The sequence below is a fragment of the Rhodococcus chondri genome (genome assembly GCF_036327435.1).
Taxonomy (GTDB): domain Bacteria; phylum Actinomycetota; class Actinomycetes; order Mycobacteriales; family Mycobacteriaceae; genus Rhodococcus; species Rhodococcus chondri.
In genome coordinates, this window is the sequence record NZ_JAUZMZ010000012.1 from 18,249 (window position 1) to 42,033 (window position 23,785).

16 protein-coding genes and 2 pseudogenes are annotated in these 23,785 nt (G+C 62.5%); 10 read left to right on the forward strand and 8 right to left on the reverse strand.

Annotated elements, in window-relative coordinates; genetic code table 11:
- Window positions 1–20: 20 nt before the first annotated feature.
- From Q8814_RS03875 to Q8814_RS03905, 7 genes are all read left to right on the forward strand, one after another.
- Window positions 21–1,586, forward strand: coding sequence for an acyl-CoA synthetase (locus Q8814_RS03875; protein ID WP_330150696.1), 1,566 nt, complete (start codon window positions 21–23; stop codon window positions 1,584–1,586).
- A gap of 164 nt (window positions 1,587–1,750) precedes the next feature.
- Window positions 1,751–2,446 (forward strand): TetR/AcrR family transcriptional regulator, encoded by a 696-nt coding sequence (locus Q8814_RS03880; RefSeq protein ID WP_330150697.1) that lies wholly within the window; start codon window positions 1,751–1,753, stop codon window positions 2,444–2,446.
- Window positions 2,447–2,516: 70 nt separating this feature from the next.
- Window positions 2,517–3,440, forward strand: coding sequence for a LysR family transcriptional regulator (locus Q8814_RS03885; protein WP_330150698.1), 924 nt, complete (start codon window positions 2,517–2,519; stop codon window positions 3,438–3,440).
- 151 nt (window positions 3,441–3,591) lie between these two features.
- Window positions 3,592–4,437, forward strand: coding sequence for an SDR family oxidoreductase (locus tag Q8814_RS03890; protein WP_330150699.1), 846 nt, complete (start codon window positions 3,592–3,594; stop codon window positions 4,435–4,437).
- Entirely contained in the window at window positions 4,434–5,255 is an 822-nt protein-coding gene (locus tag Q8814_RS03895; protein ID WP_330150701.1) for a TIGR03084 family metal-binding protein, read from the forward strand. Before Q8814_RS03890 ends, Q8814_RS03895 begins: the two co-directional genes overlap by 4 nt.
- 360 nt (window positions 5,256–5,615) lie before the next feature.
- Window positions 5,616–6,407: an SDR family NAD(P)-dependent oxidoreductase gene (locus tag Q8814_RS03900; RefSeq protein WP_330150702.1), complete on the forward strand. Its 792-nt coding sequence runs from the start codon at window positions 5,616–5,618 to the stop codon at window positions 6,405–6,407.
- Between the two features lie 120 nt (window positions 6,408–6,527).
- Entirely contained in the window at window positions 6,528–7,496 is a 969-nt protein-coding gene (locus Q8814_RS03905) for a zinc-binding dehydrogenase (RefSeq protein WP_330150703.1), read from the forward strand.
- Between the two features lie 346 nt (window positions 7,497–7,842).
- On the opposite strand, the gene Q8814_RS03910 is transcribed toward Q8814_RS03905, so the two are convergent.
- Window positions 7,843–8,166 (reverse strand): hypothetical protein, encoded by a 324-nt coding sequence (locus Q8814_RS03910; protein WP_330150704.1) that lies wholly within the window; start codon window positions 8,164–8,166, stop codon window positions 7,843–7,845.
- Between the two features lie 628 nt (window positions 8,167–8,794).
- On the opposite strand from Q8814_RS03910, the gene Q8814_RS03915 reads away from it, so the two are divergent.
- Window positions 8,795–10,189, forward strand: a complete 1,395-nt coding sequence (locus Q8814_RS03915; protein WP_330150705.1) for an IS1380 family transposase — start codon at window positions 8,795–8,797, stop codon at window positions 10,187–10,189.
- A 239-nt stretch (window positions 10,190–10,428) separates the two neighbouring features.
- Here Q8814_RS03915 and Q8814_RS03920 read toward each other — a convergent pair whose 3' ends face one another.
- Window positions 10,429–11,676 carry an IS256 family transposase gene (locus Q8814_RS03920; protein WP_330150707.1) on the reverse strand — a complete coding sequence of 416 codons (1,248 nt, stop codon included), beginning with the start codon at window positions 11,674–11,676 and terminating at the stop codon, window positions 10,429–10,431.
- Window positions 11,677–11,870: 194 nt separating this feature from the next.
- Window positions 11,871–13,829 carry an NAD(P)-binding domain-containing protein gene (locus Q8814_RS03925; RefSeq protein ID WP_330150708.1) on the reverse strand — a complete coding sequence of 653 codons (1,959 nt, stop codon included), beginning with the start codon at window positions 13,827–13,829 and terminating at the stop codon, window positions 11,871–11,873.
- 606 nt (window positions 13,830–14,435) lie between these two features.
- Between Q8814_RS03925 and Q8814_RS03930 the strand changes: the two genes are divergently transcribed.
- Window positions 14,436–15,371, forward strand: a complete 936-nt coding sequence (locus tag Q8814_RS03930) for a LysR family transcriptional regulator (protein WP_330150709.1) — start codon at window positions 14,436–14,438, stop codon at window positions 15,369–15,371.
- Window positions 15,372–15,753: 382 nt separating this feature from the next.
- Here Q8814_RS03930 and Q8814_RS03935 read toward each other — a convergent pair whose 3' ends face one another.
- From Q8814_RS03935 to Q8814_RS03945, 3 genes are all read right to left on the reverse strand, one after another.
- Complete coding sequence (locus Q8814_RS03935; protein ID WP_330150710.1) at window positions 15,754–17,322, reverse strand: IS1634 family transposase; 1,569 nt, start codon at window positions 17,320–17,322, stop codon at window positions 15,754–15,756.
- 209 nt (window positions 17,323–17,531) lie between these two features.
- The gene (locus Q8814_RS03940) at window positions 17,532–17,777 is read right to left on the reverse strand and encodes a hypothetical protein (protein ID WP_330150711.1); all 246 of its coding nucleotides are present in this window, start codon (window positions 17,775–17,777) and stop codon (window positions 17,532–17,534) included.
- Between the two features lie 426 nt (window positions 17,778–18,203).
- A complete protein-coding gene (locus tag Q8814_RS03945) occupies window positions 18,204–19,079 on the reverse strand; it encodes a mycofactocin-coupled SDR family oxidoreductase (RefSeq protein ID WP_330150712.1) in 876 nt (291 codons plus the stop codon).
- Window positions 19,080–19,814: 735 nt separating this feature from the next.
- Between Q8814_RS03945 and Q8814_RS03950 the strand changes: the two are divergent.
- Window positions 19,815–19,946, forward strand: a pseudogene (locus Q8814_RS03950) (ATP-binding protein); the annotation flags it as partial.
- A gap of 93 nt (window positions 19,947–20,039) precedes the next feature.
- Here Q8814_RS03950 and Q8814_RS03955 read toward each other — a convergent pair.
- Together Q8814_RS03955 and Q8814_RS03960 are read right to left on the reverse strand one after the other, a co-directional pair.
- Window positions 20,040–21,100, reverse strand: a pseudogene (locus Q8814_RS03955) (IS110 family RNA-guided transposase).
- An 815-nt stretch (window positions 21,101–21,915) separates the two neighbouring features.
- The gene (locus tag Q8814_RS03960) at window positions 21,916–23,505 is read right to left on the reverse strand and encodes a class I adenylate-forming enzyme family protein (RefSeq protein ID WP_330150714.1); all 1,590 of its coding nucleotides are present in this window, start codon (window positions 23,503–23,505) and stop codon (window positions 21,916–21,918) included.
- Window positions 23,506–23,785: the final 280 nt, after the last annotated feature.

Sequence of the window (23,785 nt, forward strand, 5' to 3'; positions counted from 1 at the left end):
CCAAGACTCTAGGAGAAGACATGCAAGGCGGAATCGGGGACTGGATCACACGGCGCGCCCATCGCCGACCCCACGCACCGGCACTGATCGACGGCGACAGTGGCCGCACGGTGTCGTATGTGGACCTCGAGCGTGACGTGGCCGCCATGGCGGCTTCCCTCCACGAACTCGGAGTGCGCCGCGGGGACCGTATTGCGATCTTGATGGAGAATTCCATCGACTTCGTTTACGTCCTGTTCGGCGCGGCGAACCTCGGTGCCATCGTCGTCCCGATCAACTTCCGGCTCAGTGGGCGGGAGGTCCGGCACATTCTTGCTGATTCCGGCGCCCTCGTGCTCGCGGTGTCCGACAGATTCCGTGACCTGGCAACGGACGCGCTGGCCCAGGGTGAACACGGCGTGCGACGGATCCTCGTCGAAACCGACGGCGCCGCGATCGGTGACCATCCCGTCTCCACGCTCGGCGAACTGCTCACGGCGGAGGCGCGGCGCGGCCCCGATCCGCTCATTCGTGCCGAGGACACGTGCGTGATCATGTACACCTCCGGCACGACCGGCACGCCCAAGGGCGCCATGCTCACGCACGGGAACATGCAGTGGAATGCGTTCAACATGGCCACGGTGGGCAGCGGGCTGTCGAGTTCTACCGCGACCATCGCGGTGGCGCCGATGTTTCACATCGGTGCGCTCGGGTTGTCGGTGCTGCCCATCCTCTACGCCGGGGGCACCGTGATCACGGTGCGCGCGTTCGATCCACATCGGACCCTGGAGTTGATGCAGCGGTACCGCACCACGACTCAGTTCATGGTGCCGGCGATGTGGGCGGCGCTGTCGAAGGTGCCGGATTTCGACTCCTACGACGTCTCGACGATGCAGTACGTGCTGTGCGGCGGCGCTCCCTGTCCGCTTCCGGTGATCGAGTTCTACCAGCAACGCGGCTGGATGTTCCTGGAAGGGTTCGGGATGACCGAGGCTTCGCCGAACACGCTGTTACTCGATGAGGAGTCGGTGGTCTCGCACGCCGGTTCGGTCGGTCGGCCGTTCATGCACGTCGACGTGCGGATCGTCGACAACGAGGATCACGACGTTGCGGTCGGTGAGGTCGGCGAACTGGTGCTGCGCGGCCCGAACATTTTCGCGGGGTATTGGGGCCGGCCGGTGGAGACGGCCGAAGCCACCCGTGGGGGCTGGTTCCACACCGGCGATCTCGGACGTGCCGATGCCGAAGGCTTCATCACCTTGGTGGACCGGAAGAAAGACATGATCATCTCCGGGGGAGAGAACGTCTACCCGATCGAGGTGGAGCAGGTCCTCTACCGTCACCCCGCAGTCTCGGAGGTCGCCGTCATCGGCGTCCCGGACGAGAAGTGGGGGGAGACGGTCGTCGCGGTGGTGGTGCTCGGGGACGGCAACAACGACATCGACGAAGCGGGCCTGATCGACTACACACGCAGCCGTATCGCCCACTTCAAATGCCCGCGTCGCGTGGTGTTCGTCGACGAACTGCCTTACACGGCAACGGGAAAGCTCCTCAAACGTACTCTGAGGGAACGCTTCACCGGTGTGGGGGCAACCGTGCACCGCTGAGTGGCGCGCGATATCCGCCCCTTGCGTCGGAGTCGACGTGCCGCGTGAGGGCGTTCCCGTCCTGCATCCGCAGCGTCGTCGATGAGCTGACTTGTATGTCATATCATCGACAAACGGGTGGGCCGCAGCGAGCGGCGGAGCGATCCCCGGAAAGGAGACAAGCAATGGCACAGCCCGTACGAGCGACACCGTCGAGCACCGGGGTTGCGGCCGCATCCGGCAGCAAGGGCAACGGTGACGGTACTACGCCGGTACCCGTCCAGTCGCTCTCTGCTCGCGGCAAGAGAACCCGAGCCGCGCTCATTCAAGCGGCCCGGGACGCCTTCGAAGAGGTCGGCCTGAATGAGGCCCGGGTCGCCGACATCACACGGCGCGCGGAAGTTTCCTACGGCAGCTTCTACACCTACTTCGAGTCCAAGGAAGAGATCTTCCGGGAAGTGGTCAAACAGGTCACGGGGGAGATGTTCGAAGCCTCCGCGGTCGGTGACGCTGCCGGCTCCAGCCCTCGGGACCGCTTGGCGGCGGCCAATCGGCGTTATCTGCAGGCGTACGAGCGCAATGCGCGGATCATGGGTTTGATCGAGGAGGTGGCTCCGTACGACTCCTACTCCCAGGAGTTGCTCAAGGGCATTCGCGGTTTGTTCCTCGGGCGGATCGAAAATGGCGTCCGCCACCAACAGAAGGACGGTCGCCTCGATCCGGATCTCGATCCTCGGGTCGTCGCCCGAATTCTCGGTGGGATGATCGAGCAGGTGGCACGGTTGTCGTTCATCCAGGGCGAGCCCTACGACGAGGACGTCGTCGTCCACACCCTGACCACCTTGTGGTCGAACGCGGTGGGGTCCGTGCCCGACGAGTGAGCGTGGTTCGCGAGCGGAACCTCCCGGGTCGTGATCGATACCATGTAAGCCACTGGTGGACGGAGGTGCAATGGACCTGCGACAACTGCAGTACCTCGTTGCCGTCGCCGAGGAAGGTAGCGTGCGCCGGGCAGCCCGGCGTCTTTACATGGCGCAGCCACCTCTGTCGCAAGCGTTGCTGCGGCTCGAACGCGACTTGGGTGTCGAACTCTTTACCCGGACCAGCAAGGGCGTGATTCTCACCGATGCCGGCCGAGAACTGGTCGGCCGGGCCCGTGAGATCCTGCACCAGGTCGAGGACGCCAGATTCGCGGTGCAGTCGACGGCTTCGGATGAGAGCACAACCTTGCGAATCGGGGCGGTGGCCGGGCCGCTGTCCGCAGGTGAGCTCACCAGGCCCATCCTCGATGCGTTCCGTGCTCTCCATCCTGAGGTCACCGTCAAACTGCGGGACACCAGTTTCGCCGATCAGGTCGACCTGATTGCCAGCGGAGTTATCGATGTGGCGCTCGTGCGGTGCCCCATCGTGCACGATGAAGTCGAGGTTATCCCGATCGCGGCGGAGCCACGAGCACTCTTCGTGCGCAGTACACACGAATTGGCTTCCGAGAAAGTACTTTCCGTCGACGACGTGACCGGCTATCCGATGCTCGCCCTCGATGCGCCGGAGTGGTTTTCGGGCTTCTGGCAGCTGGATCCCGAACGTGGACACTCGCTGGTCGACGCGCGACTCGCGCCGGTATCGACCGTGCAGGGCATCCAACTGGCGTTGGCGGCCTCGCAGACCGTCGTGACCGGTTGTGCCACGATGGCGCGTTTCGCTCCCTCCCCGTTGATTCGTGCCATCGAGTTGCCTGATGCGAGTCCGTCGGTGATCGGGGTCGCGTACCGGCGTGGCGAGACCAGGTCGATCGTTCGATCGTTCCTCGACGCGGCAGCGATGGCGGCCGCCGAGAACATCGCTGTACTTCCGAACGCCACGAGCAGCGTCTGATCCTGCCCGCCCGGTTCGGCAAGATTGTCCTTGCCCGACTTCTGCGGGCGCGACCCCTTGACCATTTACTTGACATACGTGTCAAATAGATAGGTAGACGCTTGCCCGTCACATTCTTTTGCGCTTCTTCGTCAACCGAGAGGTCACACAAATGCACCCCAACAGCGACCCGGCCTGGCTTCAGGGATCGGGAGTCGTCGTCACCGGCGCAGGCAACGGCATCGGCCGAGNACTCGCACAACGACTGGCCCGCGCCGGAGCGCGGGTGGTCGTCAACGACCTCGACGCCCAGGCATGCATCGCCGTCGCCGACGAAATCGGCGGATACGCCGTACCCGGCGACGCGGCGACCGAAGGTGGCGTACACGAGCTGCTCGTGCAGGCACGACAGGCGATCGGTTCGATCGATGTCTTTTTCGCCAATGCGGGCATCGAGACCGGCACGAACGACACAGAAGCCGCCTGGGAACGATCGTGGGACGTCAATGTCATGGCCCATGTGCGTGCCGTGCGAGAGCTCTTGCCCCAGTGGTTGGAGCAGGGCAGGGGCCGACTCGTGGTCACCGCTTCGGCCGCGGGCCTGCTCACTATGCTCGGGTCCGGGCCATACTCGGTTACCAAACATGCGGCGGTTGCACACGCGGAATGGGTCTCCGCTACCTACGGGGACCGTGGCATCACAGTTCAGTGCCTGTGCCCGCAGGGTGTCCGAACCCAGATGCTGCCCACCGACGAGGTCGGCGACGTGGTGGTCGGTAAGGGGGTCCTCGAAGCCGAACAGGTCGCCGACGATGTGATCAGCGCTCTCGGTGACGACCGGTTCTACATTCTCCCGCACCCGGAAGTGGCGCAGTACTACGCCACACGAGCCACCGAACCGGACCGATGGCTCCAGGGAATGCGACGCTTGCAACGGAAAGTCGATGACGCCATCTTCGTTCGCGCTGCACAACCCGACGTGTCGCTGATCGAAGAAACGACAGGAACAGAACTGTGAACCAGCTTGCGCACCTCATCGACGACCTCGAAGCCGAGCAGATGGCTCTCGACGAAATCGTGGCAACCTTCGGTAACGATGAATGGAACCGACTCACCCCCGCGGAAGGGTGGACGAGCCGGCACCAGATTGCTCACCTCGCCTTCTTCGACACGGCCGCGGAGATGTCGCTCACCGATCCCGACGCGTTCGCCGAGCAGCGACGTCGAGCAGATCAGGATCCGGATGCATACAGCGTCGCGGTGCTCGAACCTCTGCTCGAACTGTCCTCCGAGCAGCTCCTCGACACGTGGCGGCAGGGTCGCCGATCACTCCTGCACGCGTTTCGGTCGGCCCCGACCGGTACGCGCCACCCGTGGTACGGGCCTTCGATGAGTCTGGCATCGATGGTCACCGCCCGACTGATGGAGACGTGGGCGCACGGGCAGGACGTAGCCGACACTGCCGGCACTGCGCGTGCGGTGACGTCGCGGTTGGGGCACATTGCCCGGATTGCTTGCCTTGCATTCCCCTTCAGCTTCACCAACCGCGGAATGTCGGTGCCGGATACCGGCGTGCGCGTGTGTCTGTCGGTTCCCTCGGGTGGGGCATGGGAGTTCGGTGAGGAGGGCCTCGAGGATTCGGTCAGTGGGCCGATCGAGGACTTCTGCCTGGTGTTGACCCGTCGGCGCCACGTGGCTGATACCGATCTGATCGTCACCGGACCGATTGCCAGGGAATGGATGACGCTCGGTCAGGCCTATGCGGGACCTCCCGGGCATGGGCGGACCCCTGGTCAATTTGCGCAGTCGAAGTCTTTGCGCAGTCGAAGTCGCTGAGTGGTGGCGGGAGGCACAAGAACGCATAGGCGTGACGGAACGCATAGGCGTGAGGTCGTCCCCTGGATGGGAGCACACCCACCGCGACAAGGCGGGTGCTGGACGTCAGGCTCAGGTCCTGGCTCGATAGTTGATGTGCTTGTCATTCCCTGATCTGCCATCTTCCTGGAGTGATACCGAATCAGTCTCGCTCAATTCGGGCCAGCTACTGACATCTTGGTCACATATGGGGGATGGTAATGACGTGGACGTGAAGTTCTGTGGTAGAGGGCGCTGAGTCCGGCGAGTTTCGGGCATCCCCTTCCGGCACGTCGGCAGCAAGAGACCTCGATCGGCTGCAAGCAAACATCAGGAGTAGGCATGCCATCATTTGGAGTTCAGACACCCGAGTTTCCCTCGACAGGATGCGCGCTGGTATTCGGCGCCACCGGCGGAATCGGCGCCGCCACAGCAGGATTGCTGGCCGAACGCGGTTGTGACGTGGTGATGACCTACCGATCCCGAGAAGCGGACGCGGAGAAACTCGCCGGCTCGATCCGGGAGCTGGGACGCACGGCGACAGCTTTGTCCTGCGACGTGACCGACCGCGAGTCCGTGGCCGCCGTCGTAGACGCCGCGGTAGCCGAGCATGGGCGGATCCACACCGTGGTTTCAGCTGCCGGCCTGGTTTTTCGCACCCGGCCGCTGATCGAGTTCACCGACGACGAATTCGCGGGCGTAATCCAAACCGATGTGATCGGCTTCTTCAATATCGCCAAGGCGGCTGTACCGGTGCTGCGAGCCGGGGGCGGTGGCTCGATCACTGCGCTGATCACCACGGCAGTGGACCGCACGGTTCCCACCGACGCATTGTCCGCCACGCCTAAGGCTGCGGTGGCCATGATGATGCGGATGCTGGCCACAGAGGAGGCCGCCAACGGCATTCGGGCCAACGCGGTCGGGCCCGGCGTGGTCGAGGGTGGAATGGTCCCCCCGATGCGTGACGCCGACAATGCCACACGCGATCTGCTGGAACTCGCGGTGGGACAAACGCCCTTGGCGCGCCTCGCGCTCCCGGAAGAAGTCGCAGAGGCGATCGCCTTCCTGGCCTCGAGCAAGGCCTCCTACATCACCGGACAGCGCCTGATGGTCGACGGCGGACTCGCCACCTGAGCAAGTCGCCGTCACCTCGCTGTAGGTGTTCGTGTTGCCCCGAGCTCTCGACGGCCGAGCAACTCGGGTGCCTCTCGGTCACGTCGTTCACCGATTGCCAAGTACGAAAGAAGGACTGTCATGAAAGCATGGATGTTCAACGGTTTGGGCAACACCCTCGAACTCGTCGAGCAGCCGGACCCGATCCCGGGTCCGGGTGAGGTCGTCGTCGATCTCAAGGCCGCCGGCCTGTGTCACAGCGATGTCGGCATCACCGACGGCACGCTGACAGAAGTCCTGGGCTTTACACCCATCATCCTGGGACACGAGGCTGCCGGCATCGTCTCCGCCGTCGGAGAAGGGGTGACCGATGCTGCGGTCGGCGACCGTGTCGCGATCAGTGCGATGGGAGACGGAAAGAGCGGTGTCATCGGCCAGAAGACGATCGGCATCGGCCGCCATGGCGCGTACGCCGAAAAGACGCTCACTCCGGCCAGCGAACTCATTCCCATTCCCGATCAGGTTCCGTTCGTCCAGGCTGCCGCAGCAACCGATGCCGGAATGACTTCTTACCATGCAGTTTTCGCCCGCGGCGGATTGCGCCCGGGCATGAAGGTCGGCATCATCGGCCTCGGCGGACTAGGTATGACGGGCGCCCGCATGGCAGTTCTCGGCGGCGCCGAAGTTTACGCTGCCGAGATCAACCCCGAGGTGCACGCCGCAGGCATCGAGCGGGGCGTCAAGAAGGTCGTCAACGACGTCACCGAACTCGCGCCCTTCGAGCTCGACCTGATCGTGGACTTTGCAGGATTCGGAACCACTACGGCCGGCGCGATCACGGCAATCCGGCACGGGGGCCGGATAGTCCAGGTCGGTGTAGGACAGCAGGAAGCAACGATCAACACATATATGTTGGCGATGAAGGACCTGGACCTGGTCGGATCTGTGGGCGGTACCCCAGAAGATACCGTCGAGGTCATCAAATTCATCGCTTCCGGGGGCCTGACGATCGCCACCAGAACAATTGGATTCGACGCTATTCCGGCCGGCTTGGAAGAACTGGCCCGGGGTGTGAAAGGCCAACGGCTGGTAGCCACCATCAACGAGTGACCCTGTAGATCGAGAGTTCCCTGATCTGGAATGGGCCCGGAAGCTGCGAGTGCTTCTCGGATCGAGGACCACCCGGCAAGAAAGAAATCTCGCGGACAACGAACTGCTCGCGATTGCGCAATTCGGCACCGGTCGGCGTGCGCTTCCGACCCGGAGAGTTGCTGCACCGATCGACGCCTGGATCCGCATGCGCTGTGTGGGCACCTGACCGTAGCCGCCGTGGACGACCGGCATAGGGCCCGCACCGCTCTCGGGAGCGTCACTGTCCTGTACCCGGAAAAGCCATGACATGCGGGCCGCAAGAAATGCCCGAGTGGCCGACTTGGGCATCTCCATGCATCGTTACTCACGCGCCCGCCCGGCTCCGGGATCCATGTGCGGGATCCATCAAACATGCTTGCGGTAGCCGATACTCGCTAACTCCATGACAGATGCTATGGGCCTCCGATGTTCTCCCATCGATAGCGGGGATGCGCACCCGCAGCTGGAGGGGATGGCCTGCCACCGGCAGATCGGTCACCGACCGCACGATGGTGTCCCGGTACCGGCCGAGGTTTCCGCACCGTGGGCACCGGTCGGGTCCGTCGACGAGCAGATCGTGGAATACGACGGTGATCTCGTTGTCGAGGGCAACATCGGTGATGGTCACGCCGAGTTCGATGGTGCGCATGATCGAACTCGGCGACGATCGTGGCGGGCAGGCAAGTAGGCTCGGACACTGGGCTCCCCGTGTGGTCGCGATGTGTGGCGGAGGAACCTTCATCTTCGACTGCCCGGGGGCCCGTCTTACGGCAACGGGCACCAGCCTCAACCTCGGATCTTCACGCCTCCTGCTGCACTCCATTTCCGGAAGAGCCGGTTTTGAGGAACCGCAGGAACTCCTGGTGCCGACGCTGGTGCTGGCCGATGACCTTGACCGGTGGCAAGGTCCGGTGTTGCAAACAGAGCGAGGAACTTATGTTGTGGCGTGGGCCCCACGCCCGTGGTCATCTTCCGCGAAGTCTCGCAGTTCTTCTTGGAGCATCGGCGAGGAAGAACCGACTGACAGGGGTCCGGGACTGTGCGAACTCATTCGTCCGCAGTGCACTCGGCGGAATCATCGAACTCTTGACTACAGCCAGTGCGCTGGGATGTCACGGGCTCCGCCCGGCGACGGTCAGGAATTGCTCGTTCTAGCCTCGGGCTTTCGCGGAGATAGCGAACCGACCGAGTGTCGCATGCAAAGAATGGTGCTCTGAACTGCGAAGATGTGACTTGTCTAGGGTCATATCCGCCGCAGTTCGAGGAGCACCATTCCGGTGAGCAAGTCTACGTGCCCCTACCCACGCGTGTCCGCATCGGCCACCGGAACCGGCGTCGTGTCCCATGCCGGCGCGGCTCTGCTGCTGCGCACCGCGGAGAAGACCGGCCTCGCTGGGGCGTTGACGACCGAGCTCGCACCGTATCGAAAACCGCTGGCCCGACACGATCCCGGCAAGATCGTGCTCGATCTCGCGACGGCATTGGCGATCGGCGGGGACTGCCTCGCCGACATCGCACAACTGCGGGCGCACCCGGAGATCTTCGGTGCGGTGGCCTCGGATCCCACCGTCTCCCGCCTGATCAGCGTGTTGGCCGCTGACGCCGACACCGCGCTCGCCGCGATCGGCCGGGCCCGCGCCACCGCCCGAGCCCACGCCTGGGCCGCTGCCGGCACATCGGCTCCCGACCACGCCATCGACGAAGCCCATCCGCTGGTCCTCGACATCGATGCCACCCTGGTCACCGCGCATTCCGAGAAGGAACAGGCCGCTCCGACGTTCAAGCGTGGCTTCGGTTTCCATCCGTTGTGCGCGTTCGTCGACCACGGCACCGGCGGTACCGGTGAACCCGTCGCGATGCTGCTGCGGCCGGGCAACTCCGGGTCGAATACTGCCGCCGATCACATCACCGTGGTGCAGGACGCACTCGCGCAGTTGCCGTTCGACCCGACATATCGGGCCGGGAAGAAGGTGCTGGTGCGCGTCGACGGCGCCGGCGGCACCCACGGATTGATCGAGTATCTGACCAAGCGCAGGCTCTCGTACTCGGTCGGATTCGGGTTGACCGACGCCCACGCCGAAGCGATCGACCTGGTTCCTGACCAGGCGTGGACCCCGGCCTACGATTCCGACGGCCAGGTCCGCGACGGGGCCTGGGTCGCCGAGATCACCGACCTGCTCGATCTGTCGACGTGGCCGGAAGGCATGCGGGTGATCGTCCGGAAGGAGAGGCCGCATCCGGGTGCACAGTTGCGGTTCACCGACCGCGACGGGCTACGCCTGACCGCGTTCGTCACCAACACCCGCCGAGGCCAACTGCCCGATCTGGAGCTGCGGCACCGGCGTAGGGCTCGGTGCGAGGACCGGATCCGAGCAGCGAAAGTCACCGGGTTGCAGAATCTTCCGTTGCACGGTTTCGATCAGAACCGGATCTGGTTGGCGCTCGTGCAACTCGCATGCGAGCTGCTCGCGTGGATGCAGATGCTCGCGTTGACCGAGGTTCCGGCACGGCGGTGGGAACCGAAACGGCTGCGGCTGCGGTTGCTGTCGATCGCCGGCCGGGTCGCCCGGCATGCCCGCCGTGTTCGTCTGCGACTGGCTGCGACAGCGCCGAGTGTCGATCTTCTCGTGGCCGGCCTGAACAGACTTGCAGCGCTACCTGCGCCCACGTGACCTGCACGTACCTGCTTCATCGAGACGAAAGGAAACGACTTCCGGGGCCGTGGACCTCGGCGTCACCCGACCGTGTCGGGCACTCGACCGTGGACACCCACCGGATCCGCGGTTTCCACACCCAGTCCGAAACTGTTCAGGCCGGCACGCCGGACTCAAGAAAGGATAGTGCCCCGTGGAGTGGTGGACTTCGGATCGGCTCTGCAGTACACGTAGCGATCAACGAGTCATGCTGAATACTATGCTGTTTCGCTCGAGCCGGTCAACGACAACGCCGGTTCGGTAGCGTGTTCCTTCGCGGCGATCACCGCACGGAACTCGTCCATGCTCACATCCGAAACATACCGGCGGGTGACCTGCCACTCGTCGTGCTGCTCGATCACCACCGCGGTCGCCAACCGCAGGAACGCCGCCGGGTTCGGAAAAATCTCCACGACATCGGCTCGACGCTTGATTTCCTTATTCAACCGCTCAATTGGATTGTTGGACCAGATTTTTTGCCAATACGCCTTCGGAAACGCGGTGAACGCCAGCACATCGTGTTTGGCCGCTTCCATCAACGCCGCCACCTTCGGAAACGACCCGGAGAAGGTATCGGTGACCTGATCCCACTGCGCGGCCACCTCGACCGGGTCGGTGTGCGCGAAAATCGTCTTGACCGCCGCCATCACCGGTGGCACGTGCTTCGCCGCCACCGCAGCTCGGATATTCCGCATGAAATGCACCCGACACCGCTGCCACGATGAACCCGCGAACTGCTGCATCACAGCAGCTTTGAGCCCACTGTGCGCATCAGAGATCACCAGATGCACCCCCGACAGACCACGGGCCTTGAGGCTGGTGAGGAACTCGCGCCAGAACTCGTAGGATTCACTGTCCCCGACCGCGGTGCCCAACACCTCGCGGGTGCCGGCGATCGACACCCCGGTCGCGACCACCAACGCCTGCGACACCACGTGCGCACCCACCCGAACCTTGCAGAACGTAGCGTCGAGAAACACGTACGGAAAGCTCGTGTGCGTCAGCGTGCGCTCCCGGAACCGGGCGATCTCGGTATCGAGGCCGGCGCAGATCCGCGACACCTCCGACTTCGAAATCCCGGATTCGACCCCGAGAGCACCGACCAGGTCGTCGACGCTGCGGGTCGATACGCCGTGCACATACTCTTCCATCACCACCGCGTACAGCGCCTTGTCGATGCGACGGCGCCGCTCCAGCAAGGATGGGAAGAACGACCCGGACCGCAGCTTGGGAATCTTGACGTCCACATCACCGCTGGTGGTCGACACCGTCTTCGTGCGATACCCGTTGCGGTGCGTGGTGCGGGTGGCGGTGCGCTCATACCGGCCGGCACCGAGTTTGTCGGTGGCCTCGGCTTCGATCAGCGCCTGCAGGCCGGTGCGGATCAGTTCGGCGAACACGCTGGCGCTGTCGGCGCCCTTGAGTGCGTCGAGCTGAGCGAGCAGTGCAGAATGATCGTGGGTCATCGCGTAGCTGCTTTCTGTGAGTCACTTTGGTCGGTAACTCGTTGATCACTACGCGATGGCCCACCCGCAGAGCGGGAACGACACGCCGCGGACCTGGCCGGATGCCCTCAGCCGATTCCCACCACTCCCCGGGACTTACCCCAAGAAAGATCGAGGCTAGTGTATTAATCCCGACCGACTCGCCAGTTTGGGGTTCAATCTACGACGAATCCGTCGTAGTTGTTCTCGGCGGATGCCAGACACTCCTTTCTGTATTCGCCCGCGCCACCGAAGTAGAAGAGGGATGCATGTGCCTTGCCTGGCACGTTGTCGCCGAAGAACCACGAACGCTTGCCCTTGGACAGCACTGTCGCATTGACGATCTGCGCTATATGGTCATTCCACGCTTCCGTCGCCTCGGGAGTCGCTTCAATCCGGTCGAGACCGTTGTCTCGGAGGGACTTGATTGCCTGTCCGATCCACTCAACGGCACCTTCGATGACTACCGGAATGTTGGCGAATGGCGTTTGTGGACCGGAAATCATGAACATATTCGGGAAGGCATCGACACCGATTCCGAGGTGTGTCCTCGGTCCGTGCTCCCACTTCTCCTTCAGAGTCACGCCACCCCGCCCTTGCACGTTCATATGGGTCAGGGCGCCGGTTCCTGCGTCGAACCCGGTGGCGAAGATGATCACGTCAGCTTCGTACTCATCGTTCCCAACACGGACCCCGTTCTCTGAGATCGCGGTGATCGGGTTGTTGTTGACGTCGACGAGCGAAACGTTGTCGCGGTTGAAGGTTTCATAGTAGAAGTGCCCGAGCGGAGGGCGCTTTCCGGCCAGTGGATAATCCTTGGGGCAGAGCATCTCTGCGGTTGCCGGGTCGTTGACGATCGCGCGAATTTTGTTCCGTACGAATTCGGAGGCGATTGCGTTCGATTCGTCGTTGACCAAGAGATCATCGAACGTCTCGAAGATGAACCGGAACCCACCGGCTTCCCAGCCTCCTTCGAGGATCTTCTGCTGTTCCTCCGGTGGGTAATCGGACATTACGCGTCCTGCGGGAGCCATGGCGAATCCGAAGAAATGTTGGCGGGCCATTGCCCAGATGGTGTCCAAGTTCGCGCGGATGGACTGGCGCTCGTCCTCCGTCAAGACGTAATTCCGACCCGGCATTACGTAGTTGGGTGTACGCTGAAAAACCGTCAGCTGCTCTGCCGTGAGGGCCACAATTGGAATAACCTGCACAGCAGTTGCGCCGGTTCCGATAACCGCGACCCGCTTTCCGGTGAGATCGACCTTTTCCTCGGGCCAATTTCCGGTTACATACCATTCTCCCTGGAAATTGTCGAGACCTTTAAAGTCCGGCTTGTATGGCAGCGACAACAGTCCTGAGGCCGGGATGAAGTACTTGCAGGTGTATGTTCCGCCTTGTTCGGTAGTAATCGTCCATTCATTGGACTGTTCATCATAGATCGCGGAGTCGACGCGTGTGTTGAAAAGGATATCCTTTCGCATGTCGAATCTACCGGCAACATACTTCAGATAGGCAAGAGCCTCAGGCTGAGTTGCGAACCGCTCAGACCAATCCCACTCATCCTGCAGTTCCTTCGAGAACGAGTACGCGTATACCCAGCTCTCGCTATCAGTGCGCGCCCCTGGGTAGCGGTTCCAGAACCAGGTCCCGCCAACTTCCGGTGCCGCTTCGATAACCTTGACCGAGAGACCTAGTTGCCGCAGCTCGTGGAGCATTCGCATTCCTCCGATGCCCGCCCCGACGACGACTGCATCGAACTCTTCGTTTCGGCTGTCCTTCTTTCCCTGGACAGCCTGGGTATGAACCGACACTTTCGTCTCCTTGTGATTGTTTGCGTATACGACTTCCCGCGGAAAGTGTTCCCCGCATCGATATTTCAGTTGAGCCCCAACCATGAACGGAGCCACGTCCCGGAATCGGCAATGGCCGAGTCCACTCCTGCGGGTCCGCCCGCGATGAATGTGAACGTGCTGTTGCTCCGAATATGTGCTGAATTCGAGTTCGACTCCTGCCGCATCGGCTCGGTCAACGACCCGCTCGGAATCGTTGAGCAGCGTCTCGGAGCCACCGGCGATCACCAGTGGCGGCGGCAATTCCGCGAGGTCGGCGGGTAGTTGAATTACGAAGCCCACCATCGCGGCCGGGAAGAGCTATCCGATTTCACGAGGCTTCAGCACTGTATTGGTTGCAAGACCGCCGCCGACGAGGTCACCAGCGGTAGCGATTCGATCGGCCTCGATCCCTTCTTTCCGCAGCTACTTACTTGCGCGGACGACGCCGTCGGACGCGCGCCACAAAGCCGGCATTCCGTCAACGTCGAGTGCAACGTACGACACACCCCAGGGCGCCTTCGTTCGAGTGGCGGGTTCTTCGAGCATGGGGCGCAGAGCAACAAGATCCATTCCCAGATCCGCGACCATTCGGTCAGTCATCGAATGATAAGTGGGTTCTCGGCACGGCAAATGGGTGCTTGCCATGAGTTTGTTCTTCCTCCAGCCTTACGCTGAGTCGTCTTCGGGATGTCGATACGAACCGGTGTGGCCCTGCACAGAACGCTATGCCGTATGTCACACTCCTGGTAGGCGGGCGATTGGTCTCACGTGCTGCGATTTTCGTATCGGCCCATCACCGGCACGGCACATCTCGCGCTTGACACGGGTGAGGGCTCTGTAGGATAGATCACAGTGATGGGATGGTTGTCGCTGGCGCCACGTCGTCCAGACGGTCAGGAGTGCACGAAGATGGACATGGATGTACGGCACATGAAGATGTTCGTTGCCGTAGCTGAAGAAGGCAGCATTCGTCGTGCGGCTCAGAAGTGCTTCACCGCCCAACCCCAGGTTTCGCAGGTTATTCGTAGGTTGGAGCGAGAGATCGGCGTGGACCTTCTCGAACGCTCTCACCGCGGTGTTGAGCTGACCCCCGCTGGTGTCGTCTTTCTCGATCAGGCGCGGCATCTCATCAGCAGATTCGATCACGCCGTCCAGATGGTCCGGGACACTGCGGTAGTGCGCCCCCTGGTCGTCGGTCTTATGGCTGGACAGATTGCGGCCGCAGAATTGACCGTGCCCATCATGAGGGCGTTCAAGACTGCATATCCTGGCGTACCTATCAAAATCCATGAGTGTACTTTCGAGGAGCAGTTCAGCGGACTGAGGGATGGCGACGTTGACATCGCACTTGTACGCCCGCCGTGCTCCGAAGATCGCCTTACCATTCTGCCGCTCTTCCACGAACCCCGGATGGTCTGCATGAGTAAGAGCCACCCACTCGCAGATGCAAGCAACCTATCTGTCGACGATATCCTCTACGAACCCATGATCGATATGGTCAATGTTCCTCGTAAATGGGTCGATTTCTGGCTCCTGAACGATATTCGTCAGGAACCCGGACAGACCCGCAGCACGCCAGCGGTGACAATAGCCGAACTGAAATTCACCCTGATGTTCGAGGATGTTCTCATGCCGATTGCGGGGAGCGCCTGGCGTATGGGCCTTGAAGACCCATCGCTCAAAGCTATTCCTCTGATCGATGCCACCCCATCCGAAATCGCTGTTGCATTTAACCCGGAGGAGACGAGGCCCGAAATTCGCGCCTTCGCAGACTGCGCCCGGGAAGTCAGCCGACTCATGATCGATCGCATTCCTGGGGGCGATCTCTGCGAGCTTTCCCGGTAGATATGCTATTGGCCTCAATCTTTCTTGAGTCCCGCGTGCCGGCCCGTTCGTTCGCGGAGTGCGCGGTGACCAGGTGGCGCCGAGGTCGACGATCGCGGATGTCCGGCGTCGATCTCATGGTCGAGAGCGTGTTCACCGACGGAGTCAACGGACAGCGTCGGGGACCACGAAGTTGACTCGCCCGCCAGAAAAGTGCTCCTCGAAACAGCGAATATCGGCCTTCGGTAAGCCATAGTATCCCAGTTCAGAGTGCTTTTCTTCATGATCAACGCGCGGCCGGGGTATGGCCAGTGTGAAAGCCCGAGGTTAGCTGGAACCAGCGCCCACTGTTGACTGTCGAGAACCCAACGACGCTGCGGCGTCCAACCTGAGTTGCACCAGTTTAGTGTGCCAACCCTGACCGGGGATTCGGGATTTCGAGGGAATCGAGGATGCTCGCGGCGTCGTCGGTGAGTGGATCGAGGGCGGTGTGCTCGTGGCCGGCGATCGTGACAGTGATTTCCTGCAGCGGACGCAGGCTACGCACGATCTTCCGGATCGACATCCCGGTCTCGGCCTGCAGGTAACGCGAGATCGCCAACGCGGCGAACACGATGGTCAAGTGCGCCTCGATCGAATCTCGCTTGTGACTGAAGATCGGTCTCGCCCGCAGGTCGGTCTTCGACATCCGAAATGACTGTTCGACCTGCCACAGATCGTGATACTTCTCCATCACTTCCCGCGGATTCATCAGTGATACAGGAACATTCGATACGTAACCTTTGAGTCCGACGAGGGAACGAGCCCTGGCGATACCGTCGGTATCGAGAGTCTTCCCCTTCGTGGTGGTCTTGACGAATCGCGGCGATCGGGCAGCTCGGGTCCCGTCGATGACGGACTTCGCTCGTTCCTCCTGAGCGTTGAGTGTCTGATTGTCCCGTACGGCGCGCTTGGTCGAGTACGCCCAGATCGCCCGCCACGCCGACGTGTCGACAGGGTCCCATACCGGTTCAGCGCGGCGTGCGATGTCGTTGACCACGCTCTTCGCGTGCCGTGGGGTGACGGTATCGATGACCTGCCCGTCGGTGAACACGTCGCCGTTCCAGTGGAAATGACTGGCCAGATCCGACGGTGCTTTCATCACTCGTGACCCGACGATGAACTTCAGTCCGGCAGCGTCGAGGTCTTTCAGGTTCGCCGCCGACAACATGCCGGCATCGGCGGCGATGACCATCTCCACGCCTTCGATGCCGTGACGCTTCTGGAACTGGCGCACGATCGGCACAATCGTCCGGGTCTCAGCGTGATTTCCTTCGAAAGAGCCTATTTCCAAAGGGAATCCGTTGCGGTCGACGAGGAGTCCGACCACGATTTGCGGATCGACTCGACGTTCTTTCGAGAACCCGACCTTGCGCAGGTCGTCTTCTTTCTCGGCTTCGAAATACAAGGTGGTGACGTCGTAGAGCAAAAGGTTCAGATCTCCTGCGGCGGCGTGTTCGAAGCAGCGTTGCGCGACGTGGTCGCGGTAGCCGTGGGCGGTGCAGCGCCGCAGGGTCCGCACGAATGTGTTGCGGTGTGCGGGGGCGATGCCGATCTCACCGAGCACTCTGCCCGTGTCGGCGACGGAGGTCGCCTCGACGATGCGGGCTGCCACCAGCTGGAAGAATGCCTCGTTGTCGATCACGTCGAACCCGAGGCGCCGCCACGCGGTGTCGATGACCTCCATCAGCCAACGGGACCGTTTGCCGGTGATCATCGATGCTCCGCCGGTGTTCGTGCCGAGGTCCAGGTCGAGTTGTTGCTGGCCGGCGAGCAGTTTCTCGCGGGCTGTTTCGAGGAGGGCGGCGAGTTCCCTGTCGGTGTGGGCAGAGCCGAGGTGCTCGAGCACTTTGTCTCGGCGGCCTTGTTTGGCTGCGATCTGCACCGCGGTTGCTCCCGAGGCGGTCCGGACTTTGCGGATGTAAGCGGCCACGGGCCGGAGTCTACCGACCGTTTAGTGTGCCATTTCCTGGACCCGCACCGCTGTCACCAGCACAAATGTAGGATCAGTTTCGAAAATCGGCCAACCTGGTGCAACTCAGGTGACCGATCGGATGTCGATCGCCGATGAGAAGCCCGCGATCACGTTCCAGAGCGATCTCACGGCCCCCGGCAAAGGCGCGAGCATGCTCCACAAGTAGTTCACCGCGTTAGTAGTTCACCGCAGCCCACTGTCCTTGCGGCCGCAAGATCGGCGGCCCGACCGGTGTTCCTGTCGAGTCGACTCGTTGACCCCCGCCAGCCGAGGCGCAGCACGTCGCGTTCCTTTGCGACGAGGTAGCCTGTCAGGCCGGACGCCATGCCGGACTTGCAGAGATTTTCTGCTACCCGGGCGTGCATCTCCGCACCACCGACCGAATCGCCGTCGATGTCCTCGTTGATCGCCATTTTTGGCAGTGGCGGGCCACCGGAATACACCGCGGCGGCCGCCGTTGCCAGCAGGGTGCACTGACTCATACGCAATACGTATGCGACACAGCGGTGGGAACTACCGAAAACGAGGTGATCGTGGAGATTCCGCGGTCGTGAGGCGGGCGAGTGCGCGTGAGGTCCACCCGCCGGACACGAAGATGGTGAAGTGGCGGAAGACGTTCTGCTCCATCGGATCCGGCCAGCGTGTCACCGGATGCCCGTCGAGCCGAATCGGACGGCGCCACCCGGTATCGAGAGCGGGGATAGAACGATTAGCCGCCCACCTCGATAAATTCGTGGAATCCGTGGTCCCACTATCGTGGACCTGCCACAGCCACCGTAACCGGTGCGGGCTCGTCAGTAGTGACGAGCCCGCACCGACACAGCCGTTCCTGTCAGGCGTCAGCTCTGCTCGGCGGCCGCTGCGGCGATGTTGGCCATATTCAGCCCTGGCAGAAGCATGTGGCCACCGTCGATCACCAGCTCCTGGCCTGAGACATAACGCGACTCGTCAGAGGCTAGCCAAAGCACACCCTCGCTGGTCGCCTCTGGGGGGAGCATTCCGACGTCCTTCAGCAGGGCATACGCCTTGCCGCCTGACTCCATACTGTCCCGGGTGCCCAGTCCGGGACCGCCAGCCATCAGGTCCCAGCCCCCCTGCCAATCCAGAATTGCCGTTCTGACGACACCGGGAAGCACCGCGTTGCAGCGGATGCCGTGCGGCCCAAGTTCAAGCGCCACAGCCTTCATCAGGCCGAGGGCGCCGTGCTTGGCACTGACGTAGTGTGCGTAGTTCGTCCCTGCCTCCCGGCCGTTCACCGACGCGATGACGATCATGGAACCGGCACCGCGCTCGATCATGTGCGGGGTCACCGCCTTCAAGGTGCGCATCACACCGAGCAGATCGATGTCGACGACGTCCCTCCACTGCTCCTCTGGAATTTCCCAGAACGGGCCGATGCTCCATGCCCCGGCGTTGGCCACCACAACATCGATCCGACCGAACTCGGCTAAGCCGGATTCGACTGCTGAGTCGAGATCGGCCTGATTTCGAACGTCTCCCACGACACCCAGGATGCGCCGGTCGAGCTTTTCCACCAATCTCACGGTCTCGTTCAGGTCGTCTTCGGTCGCCAGGGGGTGGGGGATTGCGCCCTGGCTCGGGCAGTCGAGGGCGATGATGTGGGCCCCCTCCTCGGCGAGTCTCAGCGCGTGTGCTCGACCCTGGCCGCGGCCGGCACCAGTAATAAATGCGACTTTTCCATCCATTCGACTCATCAGTGACCTCATCGTCGTCGTATCGATTGATACAACGATGCTATGTTGCCTGCCGAGTCATGCCAGTACTCGAATTCATATCGGGCTATTGGGATTTCGTCTCATTCAATCGGGTTATCAATGAGCACTTCAAGCCTATTCCTCAGGTGCGGTCCGCTCCGTATGCTCTGGTTCACCGCGGTAACCGTGTCGACTTGACTTGTCCGCGGTCACAGCGGATCTTTGCTGCCACCGCCGAAGAAGGCATCTCTGTCGCGCAGCGCCGAAGCTCTACATCGTGCAGCCTCAGATGTCGCAGATCATCCCGGTTGAACGTGACGTCGGTGCGATTCTGCCGAACCGCTCGCCGCGTGAGTTCGAAAGCACCCGGTGGAACACATGCTTATTGAGAAGCCCTGAACATCATTCGCGATTTGGCGCAGGCGGTCCAGCTGGTTCATGTGGCCGGTGAGGCCGGCCGCGCAATCACGGTTGGGCTCCTCCGGGGGTGAAATGCCACCGGAAGCTGTTCGAGCCGCCGCTAAGCCCCTTCCGCGACACACATGTGGCATCGTCGATCAAGTTTCGGGAACTGAGGTTCGCCCTGCAGTTCAGCGTGCCCGACGACGGTGAGGTGGACGGGGCACTCGTTCGCCCACCTGCATCCGATGACCGCTGGACATCAAGCCTCTGATCGATGATCGATGAGTGTTATGTGCCGGTCGCAACCATCGCCTGGCGGAGGCAACATCTCCGTTGTTCCCGAATCCGGTCGTGGCCGAGTCCCTGCTTGATCGGTTGATCAACACCAGCCACCAAATCCTGATGGACGGCCCGTCCTACCGGCCAAGCAAGCGCCCCGGGAACCGCACCGCGACCGCGAACTGAACCAACCCAGGCACCGGCCCGGCTACCCTCGACTCAGCACACCCGGACATGGGGAATTCCGTGACGGAAACCCCTGGGGTGCCTCTCTGTTTGTCAAGCCGCCCTGGCGGATTGATTTTCATCTGGTCGAAGTCGGTGTCTTTCGTCGGAGAGCATGATGCGCCAGACATGATCGGATAGGTGACGTTTGAGGCGCGCCTCGCTGCGGCGGGCTTCTTATCCTCGGCGATCTTCTTGTCGTAATAGGCACGTCCGGCACTGGCGGGCATTCGGATCTGCACCACAGCGACGGTGTAGAGCGCACTGTTGAGCTGCCGGTCGCCGTAGCGTGAGAGTCGGTGGCGGTCGGTGTCGGCGCTGGCGATCTGCACCGGCGCCGACCCGTTGTAGGTCGTGTAGGCCGCGGCGGTCGGAAATCGGCTGGCGCGTCTCGTGCGGCCGATCAGGCAGGCGGCGGTCACCGAACCGATCCCGTCGATTTCGCGTAGGTGGGTGCCGTGCTCGTCGAGGGTCGCGGACATCTGCTTCTCGTTCGCGGCGAGCTGGATATCGAGGCGTCGAATGTCGGCGATCAAGTCCCGGCACAGCCCGACCCGCATCCGGTCGACCGCACTCTTGGCCCGGAAGTTTCGCAGCAGGGCGATGGCCGCCGCGGCAGAGAGCGAGGTCGGGGCACCCCCGGCGAGCAGCTGTCGCAGCAGCGCGTGTAGTTGATTGACAATGCGAGTTCTGCTGCCCGACAGATTTGTTCGTCGTTCATCGAGCAGGGCGAGAATCTCGACGGGACCCTCCGGATCGACCGGGCGGGCATCACCCTGCGCGGCAGCGACGCATGCCGCCGCGGCCGCATCGATACGGTCGTTCTTGCGTCGTCCACCGCGGGAGAGTTCCCGAACCCGGGCGGTGGCGGTGGTCGGGACGTCGAGGACGATCTCCCCGCGGGTCAGCAGCCACTGGGCCAGGTGATAGCCGAGACCGTAGGCGTTCTCGACCGCCCAGGTGCGCTGCGGCCAGGTCGTGGCCCAGGCGATCAGGGTCGTGTAGCCGGCGCGGGTGGCGTCGATGCGGATCGAGCCGAGGTCGGTGTTGGTGGCCGGGTCGACCGCGGTGGCGGTGTGGCTGGACTTGTGAGGATCGATGCCGATGACGATCATGGGAGACGGTTCCCTTCTCTCTCGGATGGGGATCCGCGGAGGACAATCCGACTTCAAGTACCTCTCACAGCCCTTGGGGTCACGCCTCTCTTCAGTCACTCCGCGAACGCAGACCGGAAGGGGCGACACACCCCAGGAGGGTCAACCCGATGGGCGGGTGACAGGAATTACTCGAGTCAAACCTTCCGGTCTGCTACGGAACGCTACGGGTAGCCGACCCGATCACGAACCGCTGACACTCATACAAGTCGGAATTACGCGACGGTCGACAGGGTGCGTCCCCCGCCGGTGGAAACCGTGGACAGATAGGAGTTCACGGCGAGGTTCGAGGACGTGGTGATGCCGCCGCGCGGAGCGCTTGGTGGATGGTTCTCGGAACCCTGCAAGGATCGTGCCATTGATCGGCGTGGGCGCCGTCAACGATCACCGTCGCCTGTCAGTCTGGCCAGACACGACATGATGAGATCGCATTTGCCGAGAACGCCGAGGTGATCTGTCGGCGCATCGGTGACGGAATGCGTTCGATCTTGACGGCAGTTGCGGTTCAAGGGTCGTGTTACGCATTCGTCCAGTCGCCGCGTCCCCGAAGGCTCCTCCATAGCCGGGCAGCTCTTCTGTGATTCGCGCGAGAGCCGATGCCTGAAAGGAATAGGGGTGGTCATCGACCGCGATGAAGTCTGGTTCAGCAGAAGACAGCGGAATCGTTTTAGCGGCGAACCGATTCGATCGTTCGTCCGATGAGCCGCGTCCGAGTGAGACGTGCCGCACCTTCTGGTGATCTCCGGTTATCTCTATGGAGTCAGCAGACTCTGTCTTTACGACTGAGACCGCGACTCGAGCTGCGCGCGCACTCGGTGCTTCTGGATCTTGCCGGTGCTGGTCTTGGGCAGTCCGTCCACTACGACAACGCGTTTCGGTACCTTGTATCCGGCCAGGTGCTCTTTCGCGAAGCTGCGGATTGCGTCGTCGGCGATTGTTCGGCCGGGGACCGGGACCACTACTGCTGTCACGCTCTCGCCCCACCGGTCATCCGGCATCCCGACGACCGCACAATCGGCCACGTCCGGATGGCCCAGCAGGGCTCGCTCGACCTCCACGGAGGAGACGTTCTCCCCTCCGGACTTGACGATGTCTTTGATCCGGTCGGTAAACCACAAGACGCCTTCGTCGTCGAGGTAGCCGACGTCGCCGCTGTGAAACCACCCGTGCGTGAAGGCAGCCGTATTGGCCGCCTCATTGTTGCCGTAGCCTTGCATCGCCTGCGGGCCGCGGTAGACAATCTCGCCTTCCTGCCCGCGCGGCAGCAGCTCGCCGTTCGGCCCCATGATGCGCACGTCGGTGGTGATGACGGCGGTGCCCCATGAGGCGTTTTTGTCCCACTGATGCGACGGCCACTGCAGCACCGACGGCGGGGTGAACTCGGTCTGGCCGGATCCGAGCACGACATCGGCGTTCGGGAACACCTCGCGTATCTCGTCCAGGCGCTGCTGACTCATCGGAGCCATGGCATAGATCGCCATTCGTACGTTCTCGCTGCCGGGCGCTCCCTTGCCCGCCGCGTCCACCAGCTGACCCCACATGACCGGCAGCAGCATCAAATGAGTGACTTGTCTGGCGGCGAGATCATGCAGAAGTGCATTCGGGTCGAAGCTACGGTGAAGCACCACGGTCCCACCCGTAAGCAGCACCGGCAACGTCAGACAGTTCAGGGCAGTGACGTGAAATAGAGGCAGCACGATGGGAAAAACCGAGCAACTATCTCCCCGTTCGTGCCGAAATTGCACGCAAGTACTCAGCGCGGCCATCATCACTGCAACATGGCTGGTCAGGACGGCCTTGGGACGTGAGGTAGTACCGGAGGTGTACAGGCACTGGGCGATATCTCGGTCCTCAACTATGACCTCGACCGGGGGAACCGTCGCGTCTATCAGCGCCGCGAACGGCATCACCGGGATGCCGGCGAGCTCGGAGCGCGGACTGTCCGCACGTGCCGTCACGACGCGTTGTACCGACGATGTCGTCGGGAACGCGGCAAGGGCCGTTTCGAGCAGTGCCACGAGCGATTCCTCGACGACAACCACGGCCGGACGGGCGTCGTCGAACTGAAATGCCACGCCCTCGGCCGTGAGACCGGTATTGACCGGCATACACACCGCGCCGATCTTCGCGCAGCCGAAGAACGTCACCAGGAACTCCCAGCAGTTAGGCATCATTATCGCCACCACGTCGCCCCTGTGTAGACCGAGGTCGAGCAGTCCAGCGGCGGCGGCGTTCGACCGGGCCTCCAGTTCGCTGTAGGTCAGCACGGCGTTACCGTCGACGACCGCTGGCCGGTGCGGGAACTGCTGCGTCGCGCGTGTCGGCAGATCACCGAGGCAGACGCGCTGCACGAGATTGATGGTCAAGGGCGCGACACCACCGAGTTCCGGACGCAGGGACATCGTTCTCACTCCTATTCGTCAGGGAGGCTCGACTGACCGGGCCCTCATCCGAAGTCTCGTGCCCGAGAATTACCGAGGCTAGACATCATTTGAGTAGCACCCGATCTGGGTTTCCTATCACCCAACGACCTCTGCGTTATTGACGCGAACAGTGCTCAACGGGCAGCGTCAACAGCACACATCCAGCCGCGAGCTGACACCCCAGAAAATTGCTGGGGTCGATTTGATCCCCGGAACACAGTCA

Excerpts from the sequence above, each read along its gene's own strand:
- Q8814_RS03930 (WP_330150709.1), top strand. The coding sequence starts at position 14,436 with ATGGACATGGATGTACGGCACATGAAGATGTTCGTTGCCGTAGCTGAA.
- Q8814_RS03880 (WP_330150697.1), top strand. The coding sequence starts at position 1,751 with ATGGCACAGCCCGTACGAGCGACACCGTCGAGCACCGGGGTTGCGGCC.
- Q8814_RS03920 (WP_330150707.1), bottom strand. The coding sequence starts at position 11,676 with ATGACCCACGATCATTCTGCACTGCTCGCTCAGCTCGACGCACTCAAG.
- Q8814_RS03940 (WP_330150711.1), bottom strand. The coding sequence starts at position 17,777 with ATGGCGATCAACGAGGACATCGACGGCGATTCGGTCGGTGGTGCGGAG.
- Q8814_RS03905 (WP_330150703.1), top strand. The coding sequence starts at position 6,528 with ATGAAAGCATGGATGTTCAACGGTTTGGGCAACACCCTCGAACTCGTC.
- Q8814_RS03945 (WP_330150712.1), bottom strand. The coding sequence starts at position 19,079 with ATGAGTCGAATGGATGGAAAAGTCGCATTTATTACTGGTGCCGGCCGC.
- Q8814_RS03925 (WP_330150708.1), bottom strand. The coding sequence starts at position 13,829 with ATGGTGGGCTTCGTAATTCAACTACCCGCCGACCTCGCGGAATTGCCG.
- Q8814_RS03910 (WP_330150704.1), bottom strand. The coding sequence starts at position 8,166 with ATGCGCACCATCGAACTCGGCGTGACCATCACCGATGTTGCCCTCGAC.
- Q8814_RS03885 (WP_330150698.1), top strand. The coding sequence starts at position 2,517 with ATGGACCTGCGACAACTGCAGTACCTCGTTGCCGTCGCCGAGGAAGGT.
- Q8814_RS03900 (WP_330150702.1), top strand. The coding sequence starts at position 5,616 with ATGCCATCATTTGGAGTTCAGACACCCGAGTTTCCCTCGACAGGATGC.
- Q8814_RS03875 (WP_330150696.1), top strand. The coding sequence starts at position 21 with ATGCAAGGCGGAATCGGGGACTGGATCACACGGCGCGCCCATCGCCGA.